The 26389-nt window shown below is 31.9% G+C and carries 28 protein-coding genes and 2 pseudogenes; 25 read left to right on the top strand and 5 right to left on the bottom strand.

What is annotated here, in order from left to right; all coding sequences use genetic code 11:
* Positions 1-17: 17 nt before the first annotated feature.
* The 25 genes and pseudogenes from FF125_RS08940 to FF125_RS09060 all read left to right on the top strand — a co-directional run bounded on the left by FF125_RS08940 (position 18) and on the right by FF125_RS09060 (position 23433).
* On the top strand, positions 18-407 hold the full coding sequence (locus FF125_RS08940; protein WP_138949446.1) for a hypothetical protein: 390 nt from the start codon (positions 18-20) through the stop codon (positions 405-407).
* A 134-nt stretch (positions 408-541) separates the two neighbouring features.
* Positions 542-892 carry a carboxymuconolactone decarboxylase family protein gene (locus FF125_RS08945; protein ID WP_138949447.1) on the top strand — a complete coding sequence of 117 codons (351 nt, stop codon included), beginning with the start codon at positions 542-544 and terminating at the stop codon, positions 890-892.
* An 81-nt stretch (positions 893-973) separates the two neighbouring features.
* Positions 974-1795 carry a 5'-nucleotidase, lipoprotein e(P4) family gene (locus FF125_RS08950; RefSeq protein WP_138949448.1) on the top strand — a complete coding sequence of 274 codons (822 nt, stop codon included), beginning with the start codon at positions 974-976 and terminating at the stop codon, positions 1793-1795.
* A 216-nt stretch (positions 1796-2011) separates the two neighbouring features.
* A complete protein-coding gene (locus FF125_RS08955) occupies positions 2012-3694 on the top strand; it encodes an ABC1 kinase family protein (RefSeq protein WP_138949449.1) in 1683 nt (560 codons plus the stop codon).
* Positions 3695-3716: 22 nt separating this feature from the next.
* A complete protein-coding gene (locus FF125_RS08960; RefSeq protein WP_138949450.1) occupies positions 3717-4988 on the top strand; it encodes an MgtC/SapB family protein in 1272 nt (423 codons plus the stop codon).
* A 175-nt stretch (positions 4989-5163) separates the two neighbouring features.
* Positions 5164-5436, top strand: a pseudogene (locus tag FF125_RS08965) (DUF5661 family protein).
* Positions 5437-5566: 130 nt separating this feature from the next.
* Positions 5567-6076 (top strand): ferritin, encoded by a 510-nt coding sequence (locus FF125_RS08970; protein ID WP_138949451.1) that lies wholly within the window; start codon positions 5567-5569, stop codon positions 6074-6076.
* Positions 6077-6130: 54 nt separating this feature from the next.
* Positions 6131-6949 carry a DUF1269 domain-containing protein gene (locus tag FF125_RS08975; protein ID WP_138949452.1) on the top strand — a complete coding sequence of 273 codons (819 nt, stop codon included), beginning with the start codon at positions 6131-6133 and terminating at the stop codon, positions 6947-6949.
* A 34-nt stretch (positions 6950-6983) separates the two neighbouring features.
* Positions 6984-7693: pseudogene (locus tag FF125_RS08980) on the top strand (2,3-bisphosphoglycerate-dependent phosphoglycerate mutase).
* Between the two features lie 16 nt (positions 7694-7709).
* Positions 7710-8186 carry a hypothetical protein gene (locus FF125_RS08985; RefSeq protein ID WP_138949453.1) on the top strand — a complete coding sequence of 159 codons (477 nt, stop codon included), beginning with the start codon at positions 7710-7712 and terminating at the stop codon, positions 8184-8186.
* Positions 8187-8198: 12 nt separating this feature from the next.
* Positions 8199-8699, top strand: coding sequence for a hypothetical protein (locus FF125_RS08990; protein ID WP_138949454.1), 501 nt, complete (start codon positions 8199-8201; stop codon positions 8697-8699).
* Positions 8700-8759: 60 nt separating this feature from the next.
* Positions 8760-9260, top strand: a complete 501-nt coding sequence (locus FF125_RS08995; protein WP_138949455.1) for a hypothetical protein — start codon at positions 8760-8762, stop codon at positions 9258-9260.
* A gap of 20 nt (positions 9261-9280) precedes the next feature.
* Complete coding sequence (locus FF125_RS09000; RefSeq protein ID WP_138949456.1) at positions 9281-9850, top strand: HdeD family acid-resistance protein; 570 nt, start codon at positions 9281-9283, stop codon at positions 9848-9850.
* A gap of 171 nt (positions 9851-10021) precedes the next feature.
* Positions 10022-11614, top strand: coding sequence for an oleate hydratase (locus FF125_RS09005; RefSeq protein WP_262710566.1), 1593 nt, complete (start codon positions 10022-10024; stop codon positions 11612-11614).
* Positions 11615-11663: 49 nt separating this feature from the next.
* Positions 11664-12305, top strand: coding sequence for a DUF2238 domain-containing protein (locus tag FF125_RS09010; protein WP_138949458.1), 642 nt, complete (start codon positions 11664-11666; stop codon positions 12303-12305).
* Positions 12306-12678: 373 nt separating this feature from the next.
* Positions 12679-14034 (top strand): ferredoxin reductase family protein, encoded by a 1356-nt coding sequence (locus FF125_RS09015; RefSeq protein WP_138949459.1) that lies wholly within the window; start codon positions 12679-12681, stop codon positions 14032-14034.
* Positions 14035-14222: 188 nt separating this feature from the next.
* Positions 14223-14693, top strand: coding sequence for a TspO/MBR family protein (locus FF125_RS09020; RefSeq protein WP_138949460.1), 471 nt, complete (start codon positions 14223-14225; stop codon positions 14691-14693).
* Positions 14694-14864: 171 nt separating this feature from the next.
* The gene (locus FF125_RS09025; RefSeq protein WP_117880417.1) at positions 14865-15518 is read left to right on the top strand and encodes a BON domain-containing protein; all 654 of its coding nucleotides are present in this window, start codon (positions 14865-14867) and stop codon (positions 15516-15518) included.
* Positions 15519-15817: 299 nt separating this feature from the next.
* Positions 15818-17221: an NAD-dependent succinate-semialdehyde dehydrogenase gene (locus FF125_RS09030; protein WP_138949461.1), complete on the top strand. Its 1404-nt coding sequence runs from the start codon at positions 15818-15820 to the stop codon at positions 17219-17221.
* Positions 17222-17648: 427 nt separating this feature from the next.
* Positions 17649-18302: a BON domain-containing protein gene (locus FF125_RS09035; RefSeq protein ID WP_138949462.1), complete on the top strand. Its 654-nt coding sequence runs from the start codon at positions 17649-17651 to the stop codon at positions 18300-18302.
* Between the two features lie 173 nt (positions 18303-18475).
* On the top strand, positions 18476-19144 hold the full coding sequence (locus tag FF125_RS09040) for a BON domain-containing protein (protein ID WP_138949463.1): 669 nt from the start codon (positions 18476-18478) through the stop codon (positions 19142-19144).
* Between the two features lie 126 nt (positions 19145-19270).
* Positions 19271-20167 (top strand): 3-hydroxyacyl-CoA dehydrogenase, encoded by an 897-nt coding sequence (locus tag FF125_RS09045; protein ID WP_138949464.1) that lies wholly within the window; start codon positions 19271-19273, stop codon positions 20165-20167.
* A 316-nt stretch (positions 20168-20483) separates the two neighbouring features.
* On the top strand, positions 20484-21140 hold the full coding sequence (locus FF125_RS09050) for a BON domain-containing protein (protein ID WP_138949465.1): 657 nt from the start codon (positions 20484-20486) through the stop codon (positions 21138-21140).
* Between the two features lie 26 nt (positions 21141-21166).
* Positions 21167-21928 (top strand): exodeoxyribonuclease III, encoded by a 762-nt coding sequence (locus FF125_RS09055; protein WP_138949466.1) that lies wholly within the window; start codon positions 21167-21169, stop codon positions 21926-21928.
* Between the two features lie 185 nt (positions 21929-22113).
* Positions 22114-23433, top strand: a complete 1320-nt coding sequence (locus FF125_RS09060; RefSeq protein ID WP_138949467.1) for an APC family permease — start codon at positions 22114-22116, stop codon at positions 23431-23433.
* A 41-nt stretch (positions 23434-23474) separates the two neighbouring features.
* On the opposite strand, the gene FF125_RS09065 is transcribed toward FF125_RS09060, so the two are convergent.
* From FF125_RS09065 to FF125_RS09085, 5 genes are all read right to left on the bottom strand, one after another.
* Positions 23475-23831 carry a hypothetical protein gene (locus FF125_RS09065; protein ID WP_138949468.1) on the bottom strand — a complete coding sequence of 119 codons (357 nt, stop codon included), beginning with the start codon at positions 23829-23831 and terminating at the stop codon, positions 23475-23477.
* A gap of 36 nt (positions 23832-23867) precedes the next feature.
* Entirely contained in the window at positions 23868-24167 is a 300-nt protein-coding gene (gene trxA / locus FF125_RS09070) for a thioredoxin (RefSeq protein ID WP_138949469.1), read from the bottom strand.
* Between the two features lie 64 nt (positions 24168-24231).
* Positions 24232-24639 (bottom strand): hypothetical protein, encoded by a 408-nt coding sequence (locus FF125_RS09075; RefSeq protein ID WP_138949470.1) that lies wholly within the window; start codon positions 24637-24639, stop codon positions 24232-24234.
* Between the two features lie 11 nt (positions 24640-24650).
* Entirely contained in the window at positions 24651-25586 is a 936-nt protein-coding gene (locus FF125_RS09080) for a J domain-containing protein (RefSeq protein ID WP_138949471.1), read from the bottom strand.
* A 12-nt stretch (positions 25587-25598) separates the two neighbouring features.
* Positions 25599-26363, bottom strand: coding sequence for an RNA polymerase sigma factor (locus tag FF125_RS09085; RefSeq protein WP_250629719.1), 765 nt, complete (start codon positions 26361-26363; stop codon positions 25599-25601).
* Positions 26364-26389 lie beyond the last annotated feature (26 nt).

Consider the following 26389-nt stretch of genomic DNA (forward strand, 5'->3'; position numbering starts at 1 on the left):
TTTTAAAGAATAAAATCATGATTAAAGAAAACACAAAAACAAAAGAGCTCGGTATCTATATGGATCATTCAAAAGCAAAATTAATTGATTTACATTCTGAGAAAAACACTTATACGATTACCTCTGAATTTAGTGCGGAGACAAAAGCAGAAGCCTTAACTAGAAGTGAAAACCTTATGCATAATAAACGACAACAAATGCAAGAAGAATACTATGAAAAAATAGCTAAGGTCATTTTGAAATATGATGATGTACTTCTTTTTGGTTTAACAAAAGCTAAAACAGAACTTTATAATTTTCTGAATGAAGATTTACGTTTTAAAGATATTAAAATTAGTGTTGAGCCTGCCGATAAGTTAACGTTAAATCAACAAGATGCTTTTGTGAGAACTTATTTTGAAAAATAAGTTCTATTAATGTGCATATTAAATACAGTTATAGAATTGGTATATTTAAACTAATGTAGAGCTTTTTACGATGTAATAATAACTCACAATTACTATTCATTGAGAGACAACATAACCATTTAAATTTTTAAGTTATGATTAAAGATTATTCAAAACACTATAGTAATCTTACTAAATTAATGCGTGAAATGGGTGCTGAAATGCCTGAAGTAATGGGTGGATTTAATAAGTTACACGAAGCTAGTATTAAAGAAGGTGTACTCTCTTCAAAAAACAAAGAACTTATTGCATTAGGTATTGCTATAACGGTAAGGTGCGACGGCTGTATTGCCTTTCATGTGCACGATGCTTTAAGTTCAGGAGCAAGTTCAGAAGAAATTATGGAAACTATTGGTGTTGCTATTCTTATGGGAGGTGGACCTGCATTAGTGTATGGTTGCCAAGCCATGGAGGCCTTAAGTCAATTTGTGGTTTTAGAAAAATAGTTATTTCTTGACTGATTATTTTTGTAATTCTAAATAAAAATTGGTCATTTGTTATTTCAAGGAATAAATAAAGAATAAATAATGAAAAACCATAAATTACTAATTATCATTTTTACGTTTATATTTCTTTATGGATGTAGAACGCAACAGGTTCAATCTAAACAAGAAGTAAATGGAAATATTCCCCTTCGAGAATATTCTATTCAAGCGGTTTTATGGCAACAAAATGCAGCAGAATATAGAGCATTGGCGTATCAAGCATTCAATTTAGCACAGCTTCAGTTAGATAATATAATTGCGAATAACAAAGAGCCTAAGAAGCCTCTAGCAATAGTAACAGATATTGATGAAACGTTATTAGATAATAGTCCATACAGTGGAAAACAGATAGAACTTGATGAAGAATATACGTCACTCAGATGGGCAGAATGGGTAAAGCTAAAAAAAGCAGAAGCGATACCAGGTGCATTACAATTTTTTAATTATGCAAAAAGTAAAGGTGTAGAAGTGTTTTATATTTCTAATAGATCTGTCAAACAAAAAAATGAAACTATAGAGAATCTAGTATTAAAAGGATTTCCTTTTGCTGATAATGCACATGTTTTATTAAAAGATGAAACTAGTGGAAAAGAACCAAGAAGACTTTTAGTGCAAGAAAATTTCGAAATTGTATTATTAATTGGTGATAATTTATCCGATTTCTCAGAAACATTTGAGAACAGTTCTACAGCGGTTAGAAATAACAAGGTAGATAGTTTAAAATCGATATTTGGTACAACGTTTATTGTACTACCCAATCCAATGTATGGAGACTGGGAAACAAAAGGTATTATGGAAGGAAAGTATGATTGGACTAATTTTCAAAAAGACTCACTTCGAGTAAAAAAAATAAAGACTTACTAAACACCTTAGAAAGGTAAATATAAAAGAATGATCTAGGTCATTTTAAATGTGCTATTAAATCTAAATCTTTGAAGGATAGAATACTGAGAAGTATGATACTGAATTTGCTATAAAACAGTAAGTGATTCCGAATAAAATGGAATCTCAGAAGAGGTATATACAACTCTTAAAAAAGAATTCTATTTTTTTAAGGATATATATAACTAAAATTATGTTATGGCAGGTTTAAAAATTCCAAAACAACAAGAGCTTAAAAGATATAACAAACTATTTGCTGTACTTACAAAATATGGTTTTGAGGATGTTATGGCACACCATCAAATAAAAAAAATAATTCCCAAAAGTTATCTTAAAAAACATCCAAACACGCAAAAGAATCTTTCTTTTACAAAATATGAGCGTATACGAATGATGTTGGAAGAGTTGGGACCTACTTATGTAAAATTAGGACAAATATTTAGTAACAGAGAAGATATGTTACCTCCTGATTTAATAAAGGAACTTGTAAAGCTACAAGATCATGTACTGACATTAAAAAATTTCAATATTAAAGAAGTAGTTGAACAGGAGCTAAAAATAAATAGTACAGATTATTTTCAATCAATTGATAGTGCCCCATTAGCAGCAGCATCTCTAGCTCAAGTACATAAAGCAATCTTATTAAATGGAAATGAAGTCGTATTAAAAGTGCAACGGCCCGATATCAAAGAAACTATAGAAGCTGACATTTTAGTAATGAAACAAGTTGCTAAAAGTTTAGAAAAACATAGTAGTCAAGCAAAAGCCTTCCAGCCAAAGCAAATAATAGCTTCTTTTGAAAAAAGTATAAGAGAAGAGCTTCAGTTTTTACAGGAAGTAGAAAATATGGAACATTTTGCTAAAGATTTTAAAGGCAATGCATCTATTTATGTTCCTAAAGTGTATCGAGAACTATCTACAGACAAGCTTATTTGTATGGAATTTATTGATGGAATTAAAGTTTCTGAAATTGATACGCTTACATCGTTAAATATAGATTGTAGTACTGTTGCCAAGGTTGGCGTAGATCTCTATTTAGAACAGATTTTAGAGCATGGTTTTTTTCATGCAGATCCGCATCCTGGAAACATTTTTGTACTTCCAAAGACCCAGCAAATTTGTTTTATTGATTTTGGAATGATGGGGTCTATTATGCCAAATGACAGAGACACGTTAAGTGATCTCTTGTTATATTTTATGAAAAATGATGTTAAAAAAATAATTCAATTATTAGAGAAAATTGCTGTTAAAGCCAATATTGACGATTATAAAAAATTAGAGTATGATTTGTATGAATTGATAGTAGGTGTTAGTAATACTTCCATTAAAAATATCAGAATGGGGATTGTTCTTAATCAGTTTAAATCTGTTTTATACGGAAATCATATAATTTTACCCCATTATATGTATATGCTCATCCGTGGTTTAATTATTATAGAAGGCGTAGGTTTAAAACTAGATCCTAAATTTAATATCACAGATAATTTAGAACCTTACTCTACTAAAATTACAAAAAAGCGTTTCAGTTTAAAACGTTTGTTAAAAAAGAACTTCACAAGATTACAAGACCTAAACAGTCTCGCTGATTCATTACCAGATGATATTACTATCATTCTAAATAAAATTAAAGAAGGAAAACTAGTAATTGTACATAAGCATAAGGGCCTAAAAGAATTTCAAAGCACACTAAATAAAGCTTCTAATCGATTAGTTTTTGCGGTTATTATAGCCGCATTATCAATTGGTTCATCCATTTTAGTGATTGCTAAAATGCCTCCTTTGGTATATGGTATTCCTTTGCTTGGAGCCATTGGTTTTATACTGTCTGCAGTTTTAGGATTTTACATCGTTATTTCCATTTTTAAGAATAAGGAGTATTGATTTTTTTTAATATTCAAAGATTATGCAAATACATCAAGAAATTAGCGAGTTGGTTGGATCTTACATATTGGGTGTACTTATCAGTTTAGGTATTGGCTTAATACTGGGGCTTGAAAGAGAATATGACAAACTAAAAGAAGAAAGAGGTTTTGCAGGAATTCGCACATTTCCAATGGTTTCAATTCTAGGGTTTACTTTAGGAACATTAACTGATAAATTTACGCCATGGCTATTAATCGTAGGTTTTGGTTCATTTATTTTCTTTTTAGTACTTAATCATTTTTACCAGAAACAGGAAGAATATGCTAAAGGGATTACCACCAATATAGCCTTGATAGTCACTTTTGTTTTAGGGGTAATGATCTCGGCAGAATATTATCGAAATGCGGTAGCTACTGCTGTAATAATTGTAACATTACTTTCGCTCAAAAATCGATTTCATTCTGTTATCAGCAATATAACCTCAGAAGAACTGTTCGCATTTATAAAGTTTTCAATAATAGCTTTGTTAATTCTACCTTTTCTTCCTAACAAAACGTATGGTCCAGATCATTTGCTCAACCCTTTTGAAATAGGTTCCATTATCGTAATTGTTTCTTTTTTGAATTTCATAGGCTATTTTTTAGTAAAATTTGTAGGTTCTAAAAAAGGGATTCTTCTTACGGCTATTCTTGGCGGATTAATATCTAGTACCGCAGTGGCTTGGAATTACGCCTCAAGAAGCAAGGATTCTCCAGAGCTTTCAAAAAAATATAGTGCAGGTATTATTGTAGCCTCGGCAATTATGTTTCCTAGAATAGCCTTATTAGCTTATATCTTTAACAATGCCATTATTAAGTATTTAGCACTTCCATTTGGTTTATTGACATTGGTTTGTATCATAGCTACTTTAGTATTAATGCGGAAAGATGACAGTAAGCCTGATACTGATATTAAACTGGGTAATCCGCTTAACATGTTAAATGCAATAGGATTTGGAGTGGTCTATTTAGTGATCCTTTTTGCCGTTTATTATAGTAATCGATTTTTTGGTGAAAGTGGTTTGTATTATTCTGCATTAATAGCAGGTTTAGCAGACACCGATGCCATTACTATTAGCATGGCTAAGTTTTCTGTAGATGGAGAAAAACTGCAACTCGCATCATCAGTTATAATTGCAGCTACGATGAGTAATATGTTTGTAAAGCTTATCACTACAATAATAAAAGGTTCAAAAACTACAGGTAAACTAGTAAGCTACGCTTTTGGTAGCGTTATTTTGGTAGGAGTTATTTATATTCTAATCCTTAACTGATCACAACCTTTATGTTCTCTTCTATTATCGTTTCTAGGTTCTAAAAATTTAAAAAACTTTCTTCTTTTATAATCATGCTGACCTAGGTCAGTGTCACTATTGTTAAAGCCAATTAATTTTGTTGGTATAATCTAGACAGGAGGTATAAATTTTCTGTTAGTTAAATACACATACAATGACAAAAATAAACTCAGAAGAAGCAAAAGTGATTGGAAATAATTTGGGTATCGATTGGAATGCTATTCGATTAGACGAATTTGCAAAAGGTGTAAATGTTGAATTTGAACATGGCACAAGATATCCAGAAACCAATGTGACTAATAATGATACAGCCTTAACAGGAAAAATAGCTTAGGCACATTTAAAAGAGTTTCCTGATTATTATACACGGTTAGAGAAAATGGAAAATAAAGCGGAAGCGTATTGGAAAGAACGAGAGTTAAACTAATGTGAAAATTTTATACGCTCTGACCTAGGTCAGTGTATTACAGTTAAGAGCTATCTAATTTTGACCTATAAATCTTTACCTAGAGCTAAAGAATAATAACAACAATATATAATATTTAAAAAATTAAATCATGGAAACAAAATCAGAATTTTTAAGCGAAGCTATGGTTAAGTTACTAAATTATCGTGTGGAACAAGAAGAGTATTCTTCAAGAATATACTTGGCTATGTCTACTTGGTTAGATGATAAGGGGTTTGTAGGAGCTTCCAAATTATTTAAACAATATAGCGATGAAGAAATAGTACATGCAAACAAAGCAAGAAAAATTCTTTTAGCAAATGGGTTACGACCTGTAACACCTGCTTTAAAACAACCAAAACAAGATTTTTTAAGTCTACCTGATGTCATACAATCAGCATTGGCACATGAACAAGAAATTACAAGACAATGTTATGCACTTACTAAAGCTGCCCATGACGAAGGTAATTTTATGGTAGTGGAATTGGGCTTATGGTACGCTAAAGAACAAGCAGAGGAATTAAGCAAAGTACAGTACCTATTAGATCGTTTGGAAGCTTTTGGAGAAGAGTTAAGCATGTTGAGAAGACTAGATGATGAAATGGGACAATTGGTATCATAATTAGGTAACATTCACATTAAAAAAAATAGTAATAACATTTAAATAACAAATAAAATGGCAAATATTATAGTAGTTCCATTTAAGGAAGAAAAAAGGGCCATAGATGCCTTACACAAAATTAAAGAATTAGATGCTTATGGAGATATTACCCTCTATGAACATATGATGATTCGAAAAAAAGAAAACAATCAATTTGAAGTATTAAACGATCAAACTGATGAAGAAGGCTGGAGAACCTTAACAGGAGCTGCAGTTGGTGGTTTATTAGGAGCCATTGCGGGACCTGTAGGTTTTGTTATCGGATTGTATTCAGGTTTAGCCGTTGGTGCAATTGCCGATGTAAGTCGTTATGATTTTGAAGATGATTTTGTGAAAAAAGTAAGTAATCAAATGACTGTGGGTACCATTGCTATAATTGCTGAGGTAGGAGAAGACAGTTCCGTTTTTATTAATGAAGCTCTTGAACCTTATGCTTCGGAGATTATGAGAAGTGAAGCAGGAATAGAATTTGACGATTATGTAGATGAGCAAATTGAAGATATTGAAGATAAAATTGAAGATCAACGAGAAAAACTCAAAAAAGCTACTAAGGAAGAAAAGGTTAAAATAAAATCTAAAATAGCTGAATTGAAAGCAAAACGTAAATCCAAAATTACGGCATTGGAAACAAGAAGAAAACAGTTGCTAAAATCTATTAAAGATAAATCGGATGCTCGTTTAAAACAAATGGAAAATCGTTTGAAAGAATATGAACATTCTGTGACAAGTTCAATTGTAAAAGCTAGGAAAAATAGATTGAAAAAAAGAATTAAAAAAGAAGAAGAAAAATTATACCAATTGCATGCTGCACTAGGGGATGAATTTATGGATTGATTATAAGATTTTTAATATTTAATATATAGCAGAGATGGGAAAGTTAATTTTAGTGAGACATGGAAAAAGCATATGGAATGTAGAAAACATATTTACAGGATGGACAGATGTTGATATTGCAGCCGAAGGTATTGAAGAAGCCATAATAGCCGGCGAAATTATTCGAGATCGTAATATATCCATTGATATTTGTTTTTCATCTTATTTGAAAAGAGCTATAAAAACGGCTGCTATTATTTTGGATACTAGTGATTTGATGTACATTGATTTTAAAAAAGTTGGAAGCTAAATGAACGTAATTACGGTGCTTGGCAAGGAAGAAATAAAGATGAAGTAAAAAGAGATGTTGGTGAAGATTTTTATTGGAAGGTTAGGAGGGGATTTAGCACTCCACCTCCTAGTCTTTCAGTAGATGATGAACGGAATCCGAAATTCGATGAGAAATATAAAAAAGTCAATGTAAATGAATTACCCATGGAGGAATCGTTAAAAGACACAAAACAAAGAACGGTGGCCTATTTTTATGAAGCTATTGTCCCTGAACTTGTAAAAGGTAAAACGGTGTTGGTGGCGGCTCATGGAAATTCTATTCGAGCTTTAATAGGACATATTGAAGGTATTGTTGCAGAAGAAATGCCGAAAGTTGAGGTTCAAACAGGTGTTTTAAATATTTATGAGTTTGATAATATCATGACTGTTAAAGAGAGATATGTACTCCAAAAAGAAGTTGAAGTTTTTCATTAAAAAAGGGTAAAAAGAGATGCGTATTGCAAATTTATCGATAATGGTAATTCTGGTAGGAAGCATTTTAACAAGTTGTGGCTCTACTAAAACTAAAGCTATACATGGGTCAAAAAAAACTACAAATACGGCTATTGTACCTTTAAATGAAAACGCTAAAGATGCTGAAATAACTCAAAAAGACGGATGGCAAAAATTTAATAGTGATTCTCAAAAGAAACTATTAGAAATAGAAAATCAAATTGAAGCCTTAAGAAGGGAGATTGCAAATCATGACAAAAAAGATCAAAAGAAAAGGATCAAAACACTGGATTCATTAGAAGAAAAAAAGAATATACTCAAATCGAGATTAGTTAAAATTAACAAAAGAATTAAATCAAATATAGAAGATATAAATAGAACACAAGAAGTAGTAACAATAGCTTTTGAAAAGGACTTTGTTCAAGATTTAAATGAGCTTTTAATGGGGCTTAAAGATTTTTTGAAAAATAAATAAAAATAGATAGTAATGAAAAAAAATATTTTATCCTTTACCATAATAGTTCTTATGGTAGGGAGCATTTTAACAAGCTGTGGAACAGCAGTAAAGAAAGATGTTGCATCCGCTAAAGAAAATGCAAAGGCAGCACATAATGATTTGAATCAGGCAAGAAAAGATTCTCAAATAGAACTTAGTAGTACTATACAATCAGATTGGGGAAAATTTAAAGCAGATTCTCAAATTGCATTAGACAATAGTAAAATAGAAATTGAGAAATTACGTGGGGAAATAGTGAGTGCCAATGAAGCTCGTCAGCAAGAGTTAAATAAGGAGCTTGACAAATTAGAACAAAATGGAAATGATCTTAAGAAAAGGTTGAAACAAAAAAATAAAACACTCGAAAAAAGTTTGACTAAAATTAATGAAGCCGACAATATATTAAGAACAGATTTTCAAAAACAGTTTGTTTCGGATATGAATGAGTTACAAACAGCATTAAAAGATTTTTTCAGTAAAAACGCTATATAACACAGTAATAAGACCTCTTAATAATAACAATAAAATAATAACAATGTAAATATTAAAATTATGAAAACAAAAATTTTATCCTTTACCGTAATCGTTTTTATGGTGGGAAGCATTTTAACAAGTTGTGGTAATCAATCCAAACAAGATGCGAAAGAAGTTAAACAAGATGCAAAAGAATTGAGTAAAGACTTAAAACAAGGAGCAAAAGACACTAGTCAAGAGATTAAAACAGCGGTACAATCAGATTGGAATACATTTAAAACTTCATCTGAAAAAGCTATTGAAAATACAGATAAAGAAATTAAAGTGCTTAGAACAAAAATTGCGAAAGCCAATAAAAATGAAAAAGAAAAATTGACAAAAGCATTGAATAAGTTAGAAGAAAAAAACAAAGAACTTAAAGAAAAACTTGCACAAAGGGGTAAAGAATTTAAAGAAGATGTAATTGATTTTAACGAATCAGCAAAAGCAAACGAAGAAAAATTTGAACGAGAATTTACCCATGATATGGATGAATTAGGTACCGCTTTAAAAGATCTTTTTAAAAATAATGTAGACTAATAATCTTAAACTATAATGTTATGTCAACTTCAATTTTAAGTTCAGCACAAACTGCAGTAAAAAATTGGTGGATTTCGCTCTTAATAGGTATCCTATATATTATTGCAGGAGTTTGGGTGTTTCAAACACCATTAGAAAGTTATGTGTCATTAAGTATTATTTTTAGTGTATTTATCTTTGTTTCGGGTATATCTCAAATCGCATTATCTATTTCTAGTAAAAATGAGATGCCAGATTGGGGATGGTATTTGGCAGGTGGTATTCTAGATCTTATTATAGGTGTTTTATTAATAACGCACCCATTAATGACTATGGCTATATTACCTTTTTATGTAGGTTTTTGGCTACTATTTCAAGGTTTTATGGCAATTGGGTTATCATTTCAATTAAAATCAGTTGGAACACCCTCTTGGGGATGGTTACTATTTTTAGGGATTCTTACATTACTATTTTCATTTCTATTATTAGCAAATCCGATTTTAGCAGGGGTAAGTATTGTTTATATGACAGCAATGGCTTTTGTTACTGCTGGTATATTTAGAATAATATTAGCCTTTAATTTAAAAAAAATAAAAAATACTTTTGATTAATTGGTATAAGCAGTGTAATAAGAGATAGAGGTCATAAGCTTTTTCAATTTAATTTGTTATTTATTCTCCTCTGAGTAAATTCTTGAACTGGTAACATAATTAGTAAGAATTGGTTTATAGAAAATACTTTATCTGTTAAAGCACTGCTTTTTTATTCGGAGTAATAAAATTATAGAAAAAATGAAAAATAAAAATCCAAAAGACGCAAATGTTTATTTAATAGGAAGCGGTATTGCTTCACTTGCGTGTGCCGTTTACCTTGTTAAAGATGCGAAGGTACCTGGAAAGAATATTCATATTTTAGAAAAGGACAATATACTCGGTGGTGCACTTGATGGTTCGGGTAATAAAGATGATGGTTTTGTAGTAAGGGGTGGTAGAATGCATGAAAAACATTATACCTGTTATTGGGATTTACTTTCTTATATACCTTCTTATGATGACCCTAAAATTTCTGTTAGAGATGAATCTTTTGAATTTAATGAAAAATTCGTTTCAAATGGACAGGCTCGATTATTAAAAAATGGAGAAAAAATTGACGTCTCATCTTACGGATTATCAGTAAAACAACAAGCAGAGTTTTTAAGACTCTTATTTTCTTCAGAAAAATCATTAGGTAATAAAAGAATAGAAGATTGGTTTGATCAAGCTTTTTTTGAAACTAATTTCTGGCATATCTGGACATCTATGTTTGCATTTCAAAAATGGAGTAGTGTTGCTGAAATGAGAAGATATATGAAGCGTTTTATTCATTTGATTGATGGATTAAAAAGATTAGGTGGCGTTATGCGAACCAAATACAATCAATACCATTCTGTGGTGATACCTTTAAAAAGATATTTAGATGAATATGGTGTGAATTTTGATTTAGGTCACGAGGTTGTAGATATAGATTTTAACCTCTCTTCAGATAAAAAAACAGCTACGGTATTGCATTTAAAAGATAAAGATGAAATAGTTTTAGGAAAAAATGACTATGTTTTTATTACCAATGGTTCTATTACAGAAAGTACGGATAATGGTGCATGGGATAGACCTGCTAAACTTAAAGGAATAGCAGCATCAGGATCATGGAAGTTGTGGAAAAAAATAGCTAAAAAAGACGATGCTTTTGGTAATCCAAGTCCTTTTTGTGACCATATCGATTTACAAAAATGGTATTCGTTTACAGTTACTTTAAAAGATAATACTTTTCATGATTATATGGAGAATTTTTCTGGTAATGTTGATGGTACAGGTGGTTTGGTAACCCTGACCGATTCTAATTGGATGATGTCTATTGTAATTGCACGTCAACCACATTTTCCTAATCAACCTAAGGAGGTTAAAGTATTCTGGGGGTACGGATTATATCCTGATCGTAAAGGTAACTACATTAATAAAACAATGGCAGAATGTACAGGTAAAGAAATTTTGGAAGAATTATGGTATCATTTAAAAGTTCAAGATTTAATGAAACCTATTGTAAATTCTGGTAAAATAAACTGTATACCTACAGCAATGCCATTCATAGATAGTGAGTTTATGCCTAGAGACATTGGAGATAGGCCACAAGTTATTCCTGATGGGGCAACAAATTTTGCATTTTTAGGTCAATTTGCAGAAGTGCCAAAAGATGTAGTGTTTACTGTAGAATATTCTGTAAGAACAGCTCAAACTGCTGTCTATGGATTATTTGAAACAGATAAAAAAGTGATGCCTGTTTATGATTCTATTCATAAACCAAAGGTATTATTAAAAGCTATTAAAGCTATTACTGGGTAGTTACAATTGATTATTTAGTGTTGCATTTTTAATAAAGAATTGTTGTGGAATGAAATTGTACAGTGGTGCTATAACTGTTATTGGACATAAGTTATTTTGGTTTGTACTTGTATTTGCGTTTTTATGGATAAACACATTAATAGGAACTACAGATATTGCCAATTGGCTTATAGAAAATACCCTAACAGTTATAGCATTACTTTTTTTAATTCTTACTTATAAATCGTATTGTTTTAGCAATTTTAGTTATTTCTTAATCTTTGTTTTTTTATGCTTGCATGTTTATGGTTCTGAATATACCTATGCAGAGAATCCATTTGGGTTTTGGCTTCAAGACCAATTTCATTCTTCCAGAAACCCTTATGACAGGCTCGTACATTTTAGTTTCGGGTTGTTATTGTATTATCCATTGTACGAGTGTATTTTAAAATGGCTGAAACTTGAAAAAAGAGAAGCAGTTATACTCCCTATTTTAACAATTCTTTCGGCAAGTGCATTATATGAAATTATAGAATGGCTTGTAGCCGATGTCTTTTTTGTTGAACAGGGCATTTCATATTTAGGAACTCAAGGTGATGTGTGGGATTCTCAAAAGGATATGGCAGTAGCTTTTTTTGGCAACATAATGGGAGCACTATTTTATTATATATATAGATTGAATACTCAGTCAGTCAAGGTCGAAAACAGGTAATGAATAGATAAACAACTTCTTTGACAGTTAAATTCTCATAACATCATCTTAATGATTACTAAACCACCATTTTCATAAAAGTTTGTTGTAAAAAAGGTTATAAACTGACTTAGGTCAGTTTTAAAGTTTTAAGATTCAAATACCTTTGGTTATTTAAGAATTTAAAAATAATTAAAATATGGAAGTACCCTACCATGGAATTTTAAAAGAGAATTTGACAGGCTATTGCCAATAGTTTAGTAGTAAATAATTAATAAAATAAAAATGGAAAGAGTATTTAAAATAGTAGCACCCACAGCAATTGACATAAAGCCGTGCAATCATTTGCAAATACAGAATAAAGCGATCATGGTAGAATATAAATTGAATAACTATGCTTAGAAAGATCAAAATCGCATTGTGGATAATTCTCATAGGATTAACGGGTTTATGGATATTGGCAAATATGCCTTTACCAGATGCAATGACAGGAAAAGCGGTACGTGATTTATTCATTCAATATTCTGGTATTATTGGTATTGGAGTAATGAGTATCGCTATGGTACTTGCACTTCGTCCAGTATGGCTAGAACTCATACTTGGTGGGTTAGATAAATCGTATAGACTTCACAAATGGTTAGGAGTTATTGGGTTGGGAGCTTCTATTTTTCATTGGATTGCTGCGAAAGCCCCACATTGGTTATCAAGCCTTGGGTTGATAGAGGGGAGACGTGGCCGTGGTCATGGAGATGGAGCAAATTCAGCATCAGATTCACTCAATCAGGTTCAGGCGTTTTTTGATGGTCTACATGGGCCTGCCAAGTTTATTGGTGAATGGGCATTCTATGGGCTCGTTCTTTTAATTGTATTGGCCTTAATAAAACGATTCCCTTATCGGCTTTTTGCAAAGACCCACACGATCATCGCAGTGGTGTATCTCATTTTGGTATTTCACACAGTGGTGCTATTAGATTTTGCTTCATGGACACAGCCATTGGGCATTGTAATGGGTATGTTGTTATCAGCAGGTGTAGTCTCGGCTATTCTTGTGTTGACACGTCAGGTTGGTAAGCGACGAAAAGTGGAAGGTACTATAGAGGAACAACATTATTTTCCTAAAATGAAGGTGTTGGAAACCTTAATTTTGCTCAAAGAGGGATGGAAAGGACACAAGAGTGGTCAATTTGCTTTTGTTACTTTTGATAGTAAAGAAGGGCAACACCCTTATACTATTGCCTCAGACTGGGATGCAAATAATCCTCGTATTATGTTTATTACCAAGGCACTGGGTGATTACACAAACCACTTACCTGAAAAGCTAAATATTGGTGACAAAGCAATTGTCGAAGGACCTTATGGCTGCTTTACTTTTGATGATAATGCTAAACGTCAAATCTGGATTGGTGGTGGTATTGGTATTACACCATTTATTGCTAGAATGAAACACCTCGCTCATAATCGAGCATCTCAACCAATTGATTTATTTCATTGCACCTCTGAACTGGAACCTGATGCATTGAAGAAATTAACTGCGGATGCTGCAGCCGCCAATGTGAACTTACATGTGATAATTGACAGTAGAGATGGTCAGTTAACTGGAGAAAAGTTACGTACAATAGTGCCAGACTGGAAGTCGGCCAGTGTTTGGTTTTGTGGTCCCGTTGGTTTTGGAAAAGCATTACATAAAGACTTTTTGAAAAACGGATTACCTACTAAGAATTTTCATCAAGAGCTTTTTGGCATGCGTTAAGTGAAAGGTGATAAGGGGATAATTTATCAATTTTGAATATTTATATGATGCATATGGCGTTGGTATACATCGCTTTATTATAGAATACGATAGAAAGACTCAATAAATTTTTTCATACTGATTTGTTCAAATTGACAAACAGTTATATCTAAATAATTTCTTTTGTGATCAATTAAAAATATATTAAAATGATTTATAGACTGATACTATTCTTAGTACTTAATTTTGCAGCACTTGGTGTTGGAGGATTTTTAGCAGGCAATGGAGCTTCTTCTGATTGGTATGCACATATTGACAAAGCTCCGTGGACACCACCAGGTTGGGTCTTTGGCTTTGCATGGGTTACGATCATGATATGTTTTAGTTTTTACTTAGCCTATTTATGGCCAGAAATTGAAAACAAAAATCTACTCATTGGTTTATTAGTCGTACAGTATTTATTGAACATGGCATGGAATCCGACATTCTTCTATTATCATTATGTTCTGGCAGGCCTATTGGTTTTAATTGGACTTGCATTTGTTGTCGGAGTCTTTTTATTTTTTTATTGGCCAGAGTTAAAATTAAAATCGATATTGATAATTCCTTATTTTATTTGGTTATTAATTGCAACGTCACTCAATGGGTACGTCTTATTTAAAAATCAAATTATTATATAAAAATAGCTTGTAATAACAGATGATATATTAAGATTGCTATGTAAGGACAATACAATACTCACGTTGTTAAAGTTTTCAAAAAAAGTTTTATACTGATGTAGGTCAGGGTTCTCACATTAGAACCACTATATCTTTGATGTATAATTAGTGTTTAATTTAATTTATAAAATTATGAGAACAGATTCAAGTATTAAAAGAGATGTTTTGGATGAATTAATATGGCAACCAAGCATTGATGAAACTCAAATTGGGGTTGTTGTAAAAAATGGTGTTGTAACACTTACTGGGGTTGTAGATAGTTACATGAAAAAACAAGAGGTAGAAAAAGCCGCAAAAAGTGTGTTAGGTGTAAAAGCAGTAGCTGAAGATATTGAAGTTAAATATGGTACAGCTTCACATACATCAGATTCAGAAATTGCAGCCGCAGCAGTAAAAGCATTAAAATGGAATATTACAGTACCTGAGAAAAAAATAGAGGTAAAAGTTGAAGATGGCTGGGTTTATCTTACAGGTGAAGTAGTATGGGATTTTGAGAAAAATTCAGCGAAAAATGCTGTTAAAAATATTCCCGGTGTTAAATATGTGGTAAATAATATTACGCTTAAAAATAATATAGATGCTATCAATATTAAAGAAAAGATCAAAAAAGCATTTGAACGTTCTGCAGATATTGATTCGAAAAGTATTACCGTAAGTGCCGAAGGTCATAATGTGAAGTTAACAGGAAAGGTACATTCATTAAAAGAAAAAGATGAAGCTAGAAAAACGGCGTTTTATGCACCTGGAGTATACACTGTAGATAATGAATTAGAAGTTGTGTATTAGGTTATCTGAAAAGCAATTACAAGTTATTTTTAATCCTATTAATTCTAAGAAATTGCCTTAATTCAATAACATGGATTAGGGCATTTTTTTTTACTCTATTTAACTGATTTTATTTTAAAAAAAATATTGCAGTATTAATAAAACTATAACTTTACTTGAACTTTAATTAGGTTAAAAAATGGAATTTATAAATAGAACACTGTGTTAATAAATTCAAAAAAAGTTTAGAACTGATCTAGGTCAGTGTTTCTTTTCTCTTGCCATGATAATTTTGATTTTGAATTCTAAAAATTAAAATAATGGAAATAACAAAACAAACATCGAATATTAAAACAGTCAACCCCTATAATAATGAATTGGTGAAAGAGTTTGTACCCATGACTGATATTGAACTAGCAGCAATAATTGATAAGGCTGACAAAGCTTTTGCTTCTTGGAAAAATCAATCTTTTGAAGAAAGAGCAAAAGTAATGCATAAGGTAGCATCTTTAATGCGAGAGAGGAAAGAGGAATTGGGAAAATTAGCCACATTAGAAATGGGTAAACTAATTTCTGAATCCATTTATGAAGTAGAATTATCGGCAGATATTTTTGATTATTACGCTGATAAAGCTGCTGAATTATTAGCTGATAAACCGTTAGAAGTTAAAAATGGAGAAGCATTTATCTCCTATGAACCTATTGGAACTATTCTAAGTATTCAACCATGGAATTTTCCCTACTATCAAATCACTAGAAGTGCCGCCTCAAATCTTATGGCTGGTAATACAATGGTGTTAAAACATGCTTCAAACGTACCTCAGTGTGCTCAATTAATGGAAGACTTATTTATAGAGGCAGGCTTACCTGATGGGGTTTATAATAACATTTTTATTCCAGGAAAAGAAATTAAAAGTTTGGTTTCAAATCCGAAAATTAAGGCAGTTTCTTTAACGGGAAGTGAACTTGCAGGAACTAGTATTGCTAGTGCAGCTGGAGCGAAAGCAAAAAAAGTAACATTGGAATTAGGCGGTAGTGATCCTTTTATAGTTTTAGATGATGTGGATATTGATTTGGCGGTGAAAACTGCTGTTGATGGAAGAATGTGGAATGCGGGTCAAGTTTGTGTTTCCCCTAAAAGGGTTATCGTTCCAGAAAAAATGAAAGCAGCCTTTTTAGGGAAAGTAAAAGATGTTTTTGCCACTTTAAAAGTGGGTGATCCAATGGATAAGGAAACCAACGTAGCTCCTTTGAGTACAGAAGCCGCTGCAAATGATGTAATTGCCCAAATTAATAAAGCCGCACAACAAAATGCGACAATTGTATTGGGGGGTAAACGTATGGATAGGAAAGGAGCCTTTGTAGAGCCCACCATAATTACAGACATAACCTCAGAAATGGATGCTTTCCATAAAGAAATATTTGGTCCCGTGTTTATGTTGTATAGCTACAAAGATATAGATGAGGCTATCAGTATTGCTAATGCTACGAAGTTTGGTTTGGGTGGCACCGTTTTTGGCAACAATATCAAAAAAGCCGTTGAGGTGGCTCGAAAAATAGATACCGGTATGGTATATATCAATCATGTTACTGGAATTGCACCAGAATTACCTTTTGGAGGAACAAAAAATTCAGGTTTCGGTAGAGAACAAGCTCCTATGGGAATTTATGAATTTGTTAATGAAAAATTGATTCGTACAACAACTCCTAAGGCTATTTATTAAAAAGTTTTGTGTAGCCTTGTAAAGGTGTGCTATCTAAACACGTATCGAATCTGATTTATAACTTAGACAATAGAAATAGTAGTAGGATTTCATAAGCCTGATGACTAACTCATCATTGGAAGAGTTAAATTGCAAATGACCCACTAATTTAAAATAATTAGTGGGTTTATTTATTTTCAGATTTTATTTAAAATCTTTTCTATGTTTTTTCCAACCCTTTTATGAGGAACTACTAATAAATTTCTTTCTATGTTTTATTGAGCTCAGAATTAATTTTCAATGGTAGAGCATACTTCTTACACAATAAATAGTATGCTCTGTTAAAATTTTCAAAAATAAGTTGATGCTGATGTAGGTCAGTGTCTTTATTCTAATGCTGATGTAATTTTGGGGTATTAATAAAAGTTTAATTTAAATCATAGAAATTATGAGAACAGATTTTAGTATTAAAGAAGATGTCTTAGATGAACTAGAATGGCAACCAAGCATCGATGAAACTCAAATTGGAGTAACTGTAAAAGATGGTGTGGTAACACTATCAGGAACTGTAGACAGCTATGTTAAAAAACGTGAGGCTGAAAAAGCTGCAAGAAGCGTAGTTGGGGTTAAAGCGGTAGCTGAAGATATTGAGGTTAAATATGGAACAACTTCACATAAATCAGATACTGAAATAGCCACAGCAGCAGTAAGTGCATTAAAATGGAATATTGCGGTGCCCGAAAACAAAATTGATGTAAAAGTTGAAGATGGTTGGGTTTATTTGACAGGTGAAGTAAAATGGGAATTTGAAAAAAAAGCAGCTAAAAAAGCAATTGAAAATTTGACTGGTGTAAAATATGTGGTAAATAATATTTCACTTAAAAACAATATTGATATTAGTGATATAGAAACCAAGATCAAAAAAGCATTTGAACGTTCAGCTGATATTGATGCAAATAATATTAGTGTAAAAACGGAAGGTCATACTGTAAAACTTTCAGGTAAAGTACATTCATTAAAAGAAAAAGACGAAGCTAGAAATACTGCTTATTTTGCCCCCGGTGTATGGAGCGTAGATAATGAGTTAGAAGTGGTGTATTAATTTTTTCTAAAAAAATTAGGAAGTCGATTAGTTCGTTTTCTTATAGAAAATTGTCCTAACTCATTAAATGAATTAGGGCAATTTTTTTTATACTGACCTTGGTCAGTAACTAACACTCTTTATCATACTAACTTTGTAGTATACTTATTATTTCATAGTAAAAAAAATGTATCATGAAATCAGATTTAAAAATTAAGAACGATGTTTTAGAAGAATTATCATGGCAACCCAATATCGATGAAACTCAAGTTGGTGTAGCGGTAAAAAATGGTATTGTTACCCTTACAGGTATTGTAAGTGATTTAACAAAAAAGGATGCTATTGAGAGTGCTGTTAAAAGTATAGCGGGTGTAAAAGCTGTGGCAGAAGAAATTAAAGTGAAATATGGAGATAGTGACAAGCATTCAGATATAGAAATTGCAAAGGCAGCAGTTGATGCTTTAGATTGGAATGCCTCTGTGCCCATGGATCAAATAACTGTAGAAGTTGATCACGGTACCATTTATTTGACAGGAGAAGTAGAATGGGCCTATCAAAAAGACTTTGCCAAAAGAACAATTGAAAACTTATTTGGAGTAAAAGAAGTTATTAATAATATTCAATTGTCGCATAAAACTACTGCTAATGATGTTGCCCATAAAATAGAAAAAGCATTGGAACGCTCTGCACATATTGATTCGAAAAACATAATGGTTCACCTTGATGGAAATACGATAGTATTGGGTGGAATGGTTCACTCTTTAAAAGAAAAAGATGACGCAGAAATTGCCGCTTATAGAGCTCCTGGAGTAACGAACGTTATCAATGAAATTGAAGTGGAGTATTCTCCAGTTTACCTATAACGCAATTTGTATGGATCGTGTAAGATTCAAGTAGTAAAGTTGGGTTGTATTTCTAAGTGAACAGAAATTATAAAAAAAGTCCCTTTTAATTGAGAGGAAATAAATAAACAATTAAAAATTATAAAAATGAATTATAAAAATATAACCATAGCCGGAAGTGGTGTTCTAGGATATCAGATTGCATTTCAAACAGCATTTCATGGCTTTCATGTAACCGTTTACGATATCAATGATACTGTTTTAGAAAAAGCAAAAGCAAAATTCGAAACCTTGAGTAAAGCTTATAAAAGAGATCTAAAAGCATCAGAGCAAAAAATTGAGAAAACACGTAAAAATTTAAGGTATAGTTCCAATTTGGCTGAAGCGGTTAAAGATGCAGATTTACTAATTGAAGCAGTCCCCGAAAATCCAACAATAAAAATTGAATTTTATAAAAAATTGGCAAAAGTAGCCCCTGCAAAAACAGTTTTTGCAACCAACTCTTCAACATTGTTACCGAGTCAGTTTTCAGAATTTACAGGTAGACCAACAAAATTTTTGGCTTTGCATTTCGCTAATACCATTTGGATTCATAACACTGCAGAAATTATGGGGCATCCAACAACTGACCCTGAGGTGTTCAAAGATGTGGTAGCTTTTGCAAAAGCTATTGGTATGTTAGCATTGCCTTTGCATAAAGAGCAACCAGGGTACATCCTTAATTCGTTATTGGTGCCAATGCTAAGTGCTGCTACGGACTTATTGGTTAGTGAAGTTGCCGAAGTAGAAACCATAGATAAAACATGGATGAAAGCAACTGGAGCTCCATTAGGACCTTTTGGTATTCTTGATGTTGTAGGGATTACAACTGCTTACAATATAGATAAAATGACCGCAGAGAAAACCAAAGATGAATTAAAAATTAAAACCGTAAACTACCTAAAAGAAAATTTTATAGATAAAAATAAATTAGGGGTCTCTACAGGGGAAGGGTTTTATAAATACCCAAATCCAGCTTATGAAGACCCTGATTTTTTAAAATAGGTTAAAGGTCACTTTTTATAATTTGATGTAATTCCTGTTTTGAAATGAAGTCGATAGTTGTACATGAAAATTCAATTTAGTATAGCTTCTATTCCCAATCATAAATCATATTTATAAAGTTGAAGTATTGATGGTTGCTATGATATTTGAGTATTAGAATAGGGGAGTAGCCTATTCGTAAAACGCGTGATTAACCTTTATTATAATTTCAAATTAGGGTAGAATTATATATAGGCTGATATAGATCATTTTAAATGGAGGTTTTCTAAAGTAATTTTACATGTATTAGTTATTGTTTAATTTAGAAGTAAGTAAAATGAAAACAGATTTAGAAATAAAGAATGATGTACTCCAAGAACTTGCGTGGCAACCCAACGTAGATGAAACCCAAATAGGAGTAGTAGTTGAAAACGGAGTTGTAATGCTCACAGGTGTAGTAGATAATTATCTTGTAAAAGTGGCAGCCGAGATGGCAGCAAAAAGAGTTAAAGGAGTTAAAGCATTTGCGGGTGACATACATGTGAAATATGGTACCAATTTTCAAAAAACGGATATTGAAATCGGTAAAGCTATTGTAAAAGCTTTTGAATGGAATACAGCTGTACCTGAAGATAAAATCTCAATTGAAGTTCACGATGGTTGGGTTACTATATCTGGTGAGGTAGAATGGGCCTATCAAAGAGATGCCGCTGCAAGAGTTGTAGAGAGCATAAAAGGTGTTAAGTGGATCAACAATACAATTACAATGAAATCAGTAAAAATAACTGAAGACGTTACCGAGAAAATTGCTAAAGCTTTTAAACGTTCAGCTGATATAGAAGCGGATGGAATCACTGTTGATATAATAGATGGTTTGGTAAAACTAAGAGGAATTGTACATTCAATTTCTGAAAAGAAAGCTGCTGAAAAAGCAGCGTATTTATCTCCAGGTGTTGATGTTATTATTAATGAGTTAGAAGTAATAGATAATTAGTTTTAAATCTAACAATAAGAATAGGTATGCATATAATATCTTGGAATGTAAATGGAATACGTGCCATTGTAAAGAAGAATTTTGTTGAAAGTGTTAAAAAACTGAATCCAGATATTATTTGCTTACAAGAGACAAGAGCTAGCGAAAAGGAAGTTGAAAAAGCATTATTACCTTTTAAAGAGTACTATCAATACTGCAACGCTGCAGATAAAAGTGGGTATTCGGGCACTACCATATTGAGTAAGTCAAAACCAGACTTTATAAAAAATGATTTGAACATTGCAGAACATGATACTGAAGGTAGAGTGCTATGCACTAGTTACCCAGATTTCCATTTGATAAATGTATATGTGCCTAATTCTGGACAGCAATTAGATCGCTTGACATATCGAAAAAAATGGGATGCCGATTTTTTAATCTATTTAAAAAAGTTAGAGAAAACGAAACCTGTCATTGTTTGTGGCGATTTTAATGTAGCCCATAATTCTATAGATCTTAAAAATGATAAGTCTAATTATAACAAAACGGCGGGGTATACTCAGGTTGAAATTGATGGAATGGATAATTTAATAAAGTCAGGCTTTGTAGATGTTTTTAGACATTTTTATCCCGATGAGGTTGCCTATACGTATTGGAGTTATCGTTTTAAAGCTAGAGAGCGAAATACCGGATGGCGAATTGATTATTTTTTAGTTAGTAAGTCAATAGTGCCTAAAGTAAAAGCTGTTGCTATATATTCAGATATAATGGGGTCAGATCATTGTCCAATTGGTATGAAAATTGAATAAGCACCCAAAACAAATTCACTTTTTAAGTTTTTTTATTTTTCGGTTGCAATCCTTAATTTTGATTAAAATAGTTGCTTTTCTAACTATTTTTTTTGAATTATTTCATTGTTGAAACTACCAGATAATAATAATACATAGCTAAAATTAAGGAGTTGATTTTGTTTCTAATTAGAACTAATGAAATTATGACAATACTCAGAAAAAGAAATAAAACGTTGGGCCTAGCAGAGCTTGTAGCCATTGCTTTAGGAGGTATGGTAGGTGGTGGAATTTTCACGGTGTTGGGCATAGCTGTATCTATTGTGGGCAACTTAGCTCCAATCGCGATAATGATTGGAGGCTGTATTGCAGCTTTAGCGGCCTATTCTTACGTTAAATTAGCATTGTACTACAAAGATGAAGGAGCTACATATTCCTTTTTTAAACGTACATATCCTAGCTCAAAATTCTCCGCTTCTATCGTTGGGTGGTTTGTCATTTTCGGGTATATAAGTACGTTAGCTCTATATGCTTATACCTTTGCGTCCTATGCAATCAGTAGTACCAGTTTTGCCAATGTAATTTGGATTAGAAAAGGCATTGCTATTAGTGTAATTGCTCTATTTACTATGATTAACGTATGGAGTGTCAATGGAATGGGGAAAATTGAAGATATTATGGTGTATACCAAATTAGTTTTGCTGACAATAATATCGGTAGTATTGATAAAACATGGTAGTACTGACTTTGGGACATTTATAGATAACATGGTCGTTGATGCTGAAAAAACAAGCCTATTTTCTATTCTAATTGTAGCATCCTTAACTTTTGTGGCGTATGAAGGATTTCAGTTGGTGATCAATGCTGTTAATGAAATGAAGCATCCTGAAAAGAATATTCCCAGAGCTATTTACACTGCGATAACGTTGGCAATTCTTATTTATGTAGTACTTTCTGTAGGAGCATTATTCGCAATCCCAACCGAAGAAATTATAAAAAATAAAGAATTTGCCTTAGCTGCAGGAGCAGGAGATGTATTGGGGAGTTTAGGAACTAATATTGTAATTTTAGGAGCAATTCTGGCAACAAGCAGTGCGATTAGTGGAACGGTATTTGGCTCATCACGACAAATGGCAGTTGTGGCTAAAGATGGTTACTTTCCTAATTGGTTATCCAAAAGGAAAAACAATATTCCTATACATGCGATTATTACCATGGCTCTTATGGCCAGCATATTGATATTACTAGGTGGTCTTGAGTTGATACTTGAATTTGGTAGTATTACATTTTTATTGGTATCGCTACTTATGGCAATTGCAAATTATAAAATAAGAGCGAAGACAAATTCTTCAACGTTTGTCACTGCCTTATCAATTATAGGTCTAAGTATAGGAGGTATACTTATCTTATATTATGAATTCATAAATGAATTAGAACAAATGCTCGCAATAATTTTTCTGTATATTGTGTTAGGTTTTGGTGCGTATATCTATTCAAAAAAAGTCAGTAAGCAGGTTCAGAATTAACACAATTTTTCCTGAAAGAATAACTTCTTTATCATTAGATATTAATAGGTGTCTAAATATCCTTTTAAAACATCTACCTGAAACTTTCCAACAACAGATAGGTCTACATCGGCATTCATTAATACTAGACCATAACCTAAATGAGAGAGCTTACAGTCATTCATAATTTCATGGTTTATTTCCGTAAGCAAAGGCAAAAAATGTTCGCGAATTTCTACTCCAGATGATTTACCAATTTTAATGGCTTTTACTACTGCATCCGAAATTTGTTTAGGTGACAACCCTTTAATTAATAAATCACTTGCGAGGTGTTCCATATGTATACTATAATAAAAGTCTAAAAAGTTATCAATAGAATCTGGCTTTATAAACTCATCTCTATAAATTGCTATTTCCATGGTATTTGATTTCAAAATTAATATTAGATATTGTATTTAAACGTTTTGTTTAATAATTGAAAGAAGCTGTTCTTTGGTTTGTACCCCAGATTGACGCCAAACAATTTTTCCATCCTTAAATAAAATCAATGTTGGTACACCTCTTACATTATAACGTTGAGCTATAGATTGGTTTTTATCAATATCAATTTTGATAATGCGAACCTTACCATCAATTTCATTTGCTACTTGTTTTATAATGGGAGATTGTGCTTTACAAGGACCACACCATTCTGCATGAAAATCAACAAGTACGGGCTTATCACCCTTAATCAGTTTACTGAAATCTGCTTTCATATGTTTATATTTAAAATGTACTATAAACGCCCATTGGTATGGGCGATTTATTAGTTACATTAATTTATAGCTTTTTTGTATAATCAAAAACGACTCTTTTGAAGGCTTTAAATTCTTTTGTGAAATCTGCCATTCGCAATGAAATCTCATGATGTCTTTCTCTGTAATCATCATCAGACAATCCTTCTTCAGCCAATTCTATTCTCGATAATAACTGTTCGTGCTCTACGATGCTCACTTCTAAATCGTCAAATAAATCCGTGTGAACTTTATCTAGGTTTTTTAGCATCATTTCATATTCAGGATCATTTTTCTTAGAAACCTCTTTTTTCTTTAATAAATCATTGAAAAAACGAACTTCATCTTTCCAAAAGTCTACGGTATCCATCCATTCTCTGCTCTCAAAATGCAAAACGTCTAATCCTGCTCCTAATAAGAATTCTGTTTTGGGGTTTAAAATTGTAGTTTTCATAATTGTATGTTTTAATTTGTTTTTATAGGTTCTTTTTTATGTAATTGTTGTAACTCTTTAAATAAATTTTCTTCTTGTTTTGTAAGATGTTTAGGTAAATTCACATTTAGTTTGACTAATAAATCACCATGAGTGGATGGTTTACGATAGTTAGGCATTCCTTTACCTTTAAGTCTAAGTGTCTTACCTGTATTACTATTTTTGGGTACTGTAATATGTAGTGATCCAGTAAGGGTGGGTATGTTTATTTTACCACCCAATAGTGCAGTATATAAGTCTACATCGGCATTATATATAAGATTATCACCACTTCTTTTAAATCGGTGATCTGGTTGCACTTTTACTATGATGTATAAATCACCACGGTTTCCACCTTTAACACCTTTTTGTCCTTTCCCTTTAATTTTTAATTGTAAGCCATCGTAAGATCCAGGTTTTATAGTAATACGTAACTTTTCATTATGTATTTCAAAGGTTCGTTTACTTCCTTTATATGCTTCTAAAAGCGTAATGGGCATTTCTGCTTTCGTATCACCTCCAGAAAAAGAAGATTGATTTGCTCTTCTTCCAAAAAAGGTTTCGAAAAAACTAGAAAAATCTTCGCCACCAGCAGCACCTTGTCCAAAAATATCAGAAGGATCACCTTGCGAGTATTTAGAATTTCTTCCTCTTTGATTGGCTTGGTTGGCATACTCACGCCAATTATCTCCAGTATTTTGATAAGCATCCCAATTAGATCCTAAGGTGTCATATTTTTCACGTTTTTCTTTATCACTTAGCACTTCATTGGCCTCATTCAATTCCTTGAACTTTTCTTCAGCTGTTTTATCATTAGGATTTTTATCAGGGTGATATTTTCCTGCCAATTTCCGATAGGCTTTTTTGATCTCTTTTGAAGAGGCATCTTTACTAACTCCTAATATTTTATAATAATCCTTGTAATTCATTTTCAACAAGTTTTATTTGTTAATAGCATATCTATTGAAAAAACTTAATTGTAGTGCTTTTCTAGCGTCTTCTAATAATTTTTCGACCTCAGTGACACTACTGTTTCTTATTTCTGCAATTTCTTCTGCCGTAAATTTATAATTGGTAAACAGTTCAAAAACGGAACTCATAGCCAAAGGTAATTGTTGAAGTACCATAGCTATTTGGGTATGAATTCTTTCTTTACTTAATTCTTTATCAAGTCTTTTGACTATTTTATTTTCTTTATTTTCTATAAATACATGATTCAAAGTGTAATCATTATGGTTATAAGACATGTCATCTAACTCTTCAATCAATAAGAAATCACCACCAGCATCAACAGTGTAATTTTCTTCCATTTCATCCCATTCGGGTTTGGTATAAATATCTATATTTTTAAAAAACAAATTATCAAACTCTTCTTCTTCGATAGCATCCTCCAATAATTCATTGGTTTTTTTAAATAACCATAAATAGAAATCTTTTTGATTTTCAAACATATCTATATGATCATAAATTTCTATAAAAAGTTGATCGATAAAATCATCAGCTTTATATTTGTTTTTTGAGAAATTTCCATTTTTTATGGCTGAATTTAACCTACCCACTATATATTTATTTATCTCAGGTAAAATTTTCAAGACCAATTCATTAAAAGATTTCTTGTCTTCTTCTTTTTTAAGTTGAACAAGATCAGGAAATGCTTGAGCAATAATCACACGAAATTCTTTGTGCTGTTTGTTATATTTTACCATGTCCTCCATTTTTATTTATTTTAATT

The organism is Aureibaculum algae (genome assembly GCF_006065315.1).
GTDB lineage: Bacteria > Bacteroidota > Bacteroidia > Flavobacteriales > Flavobacteriaceae > Aureibaculum > Aureibaculum algae.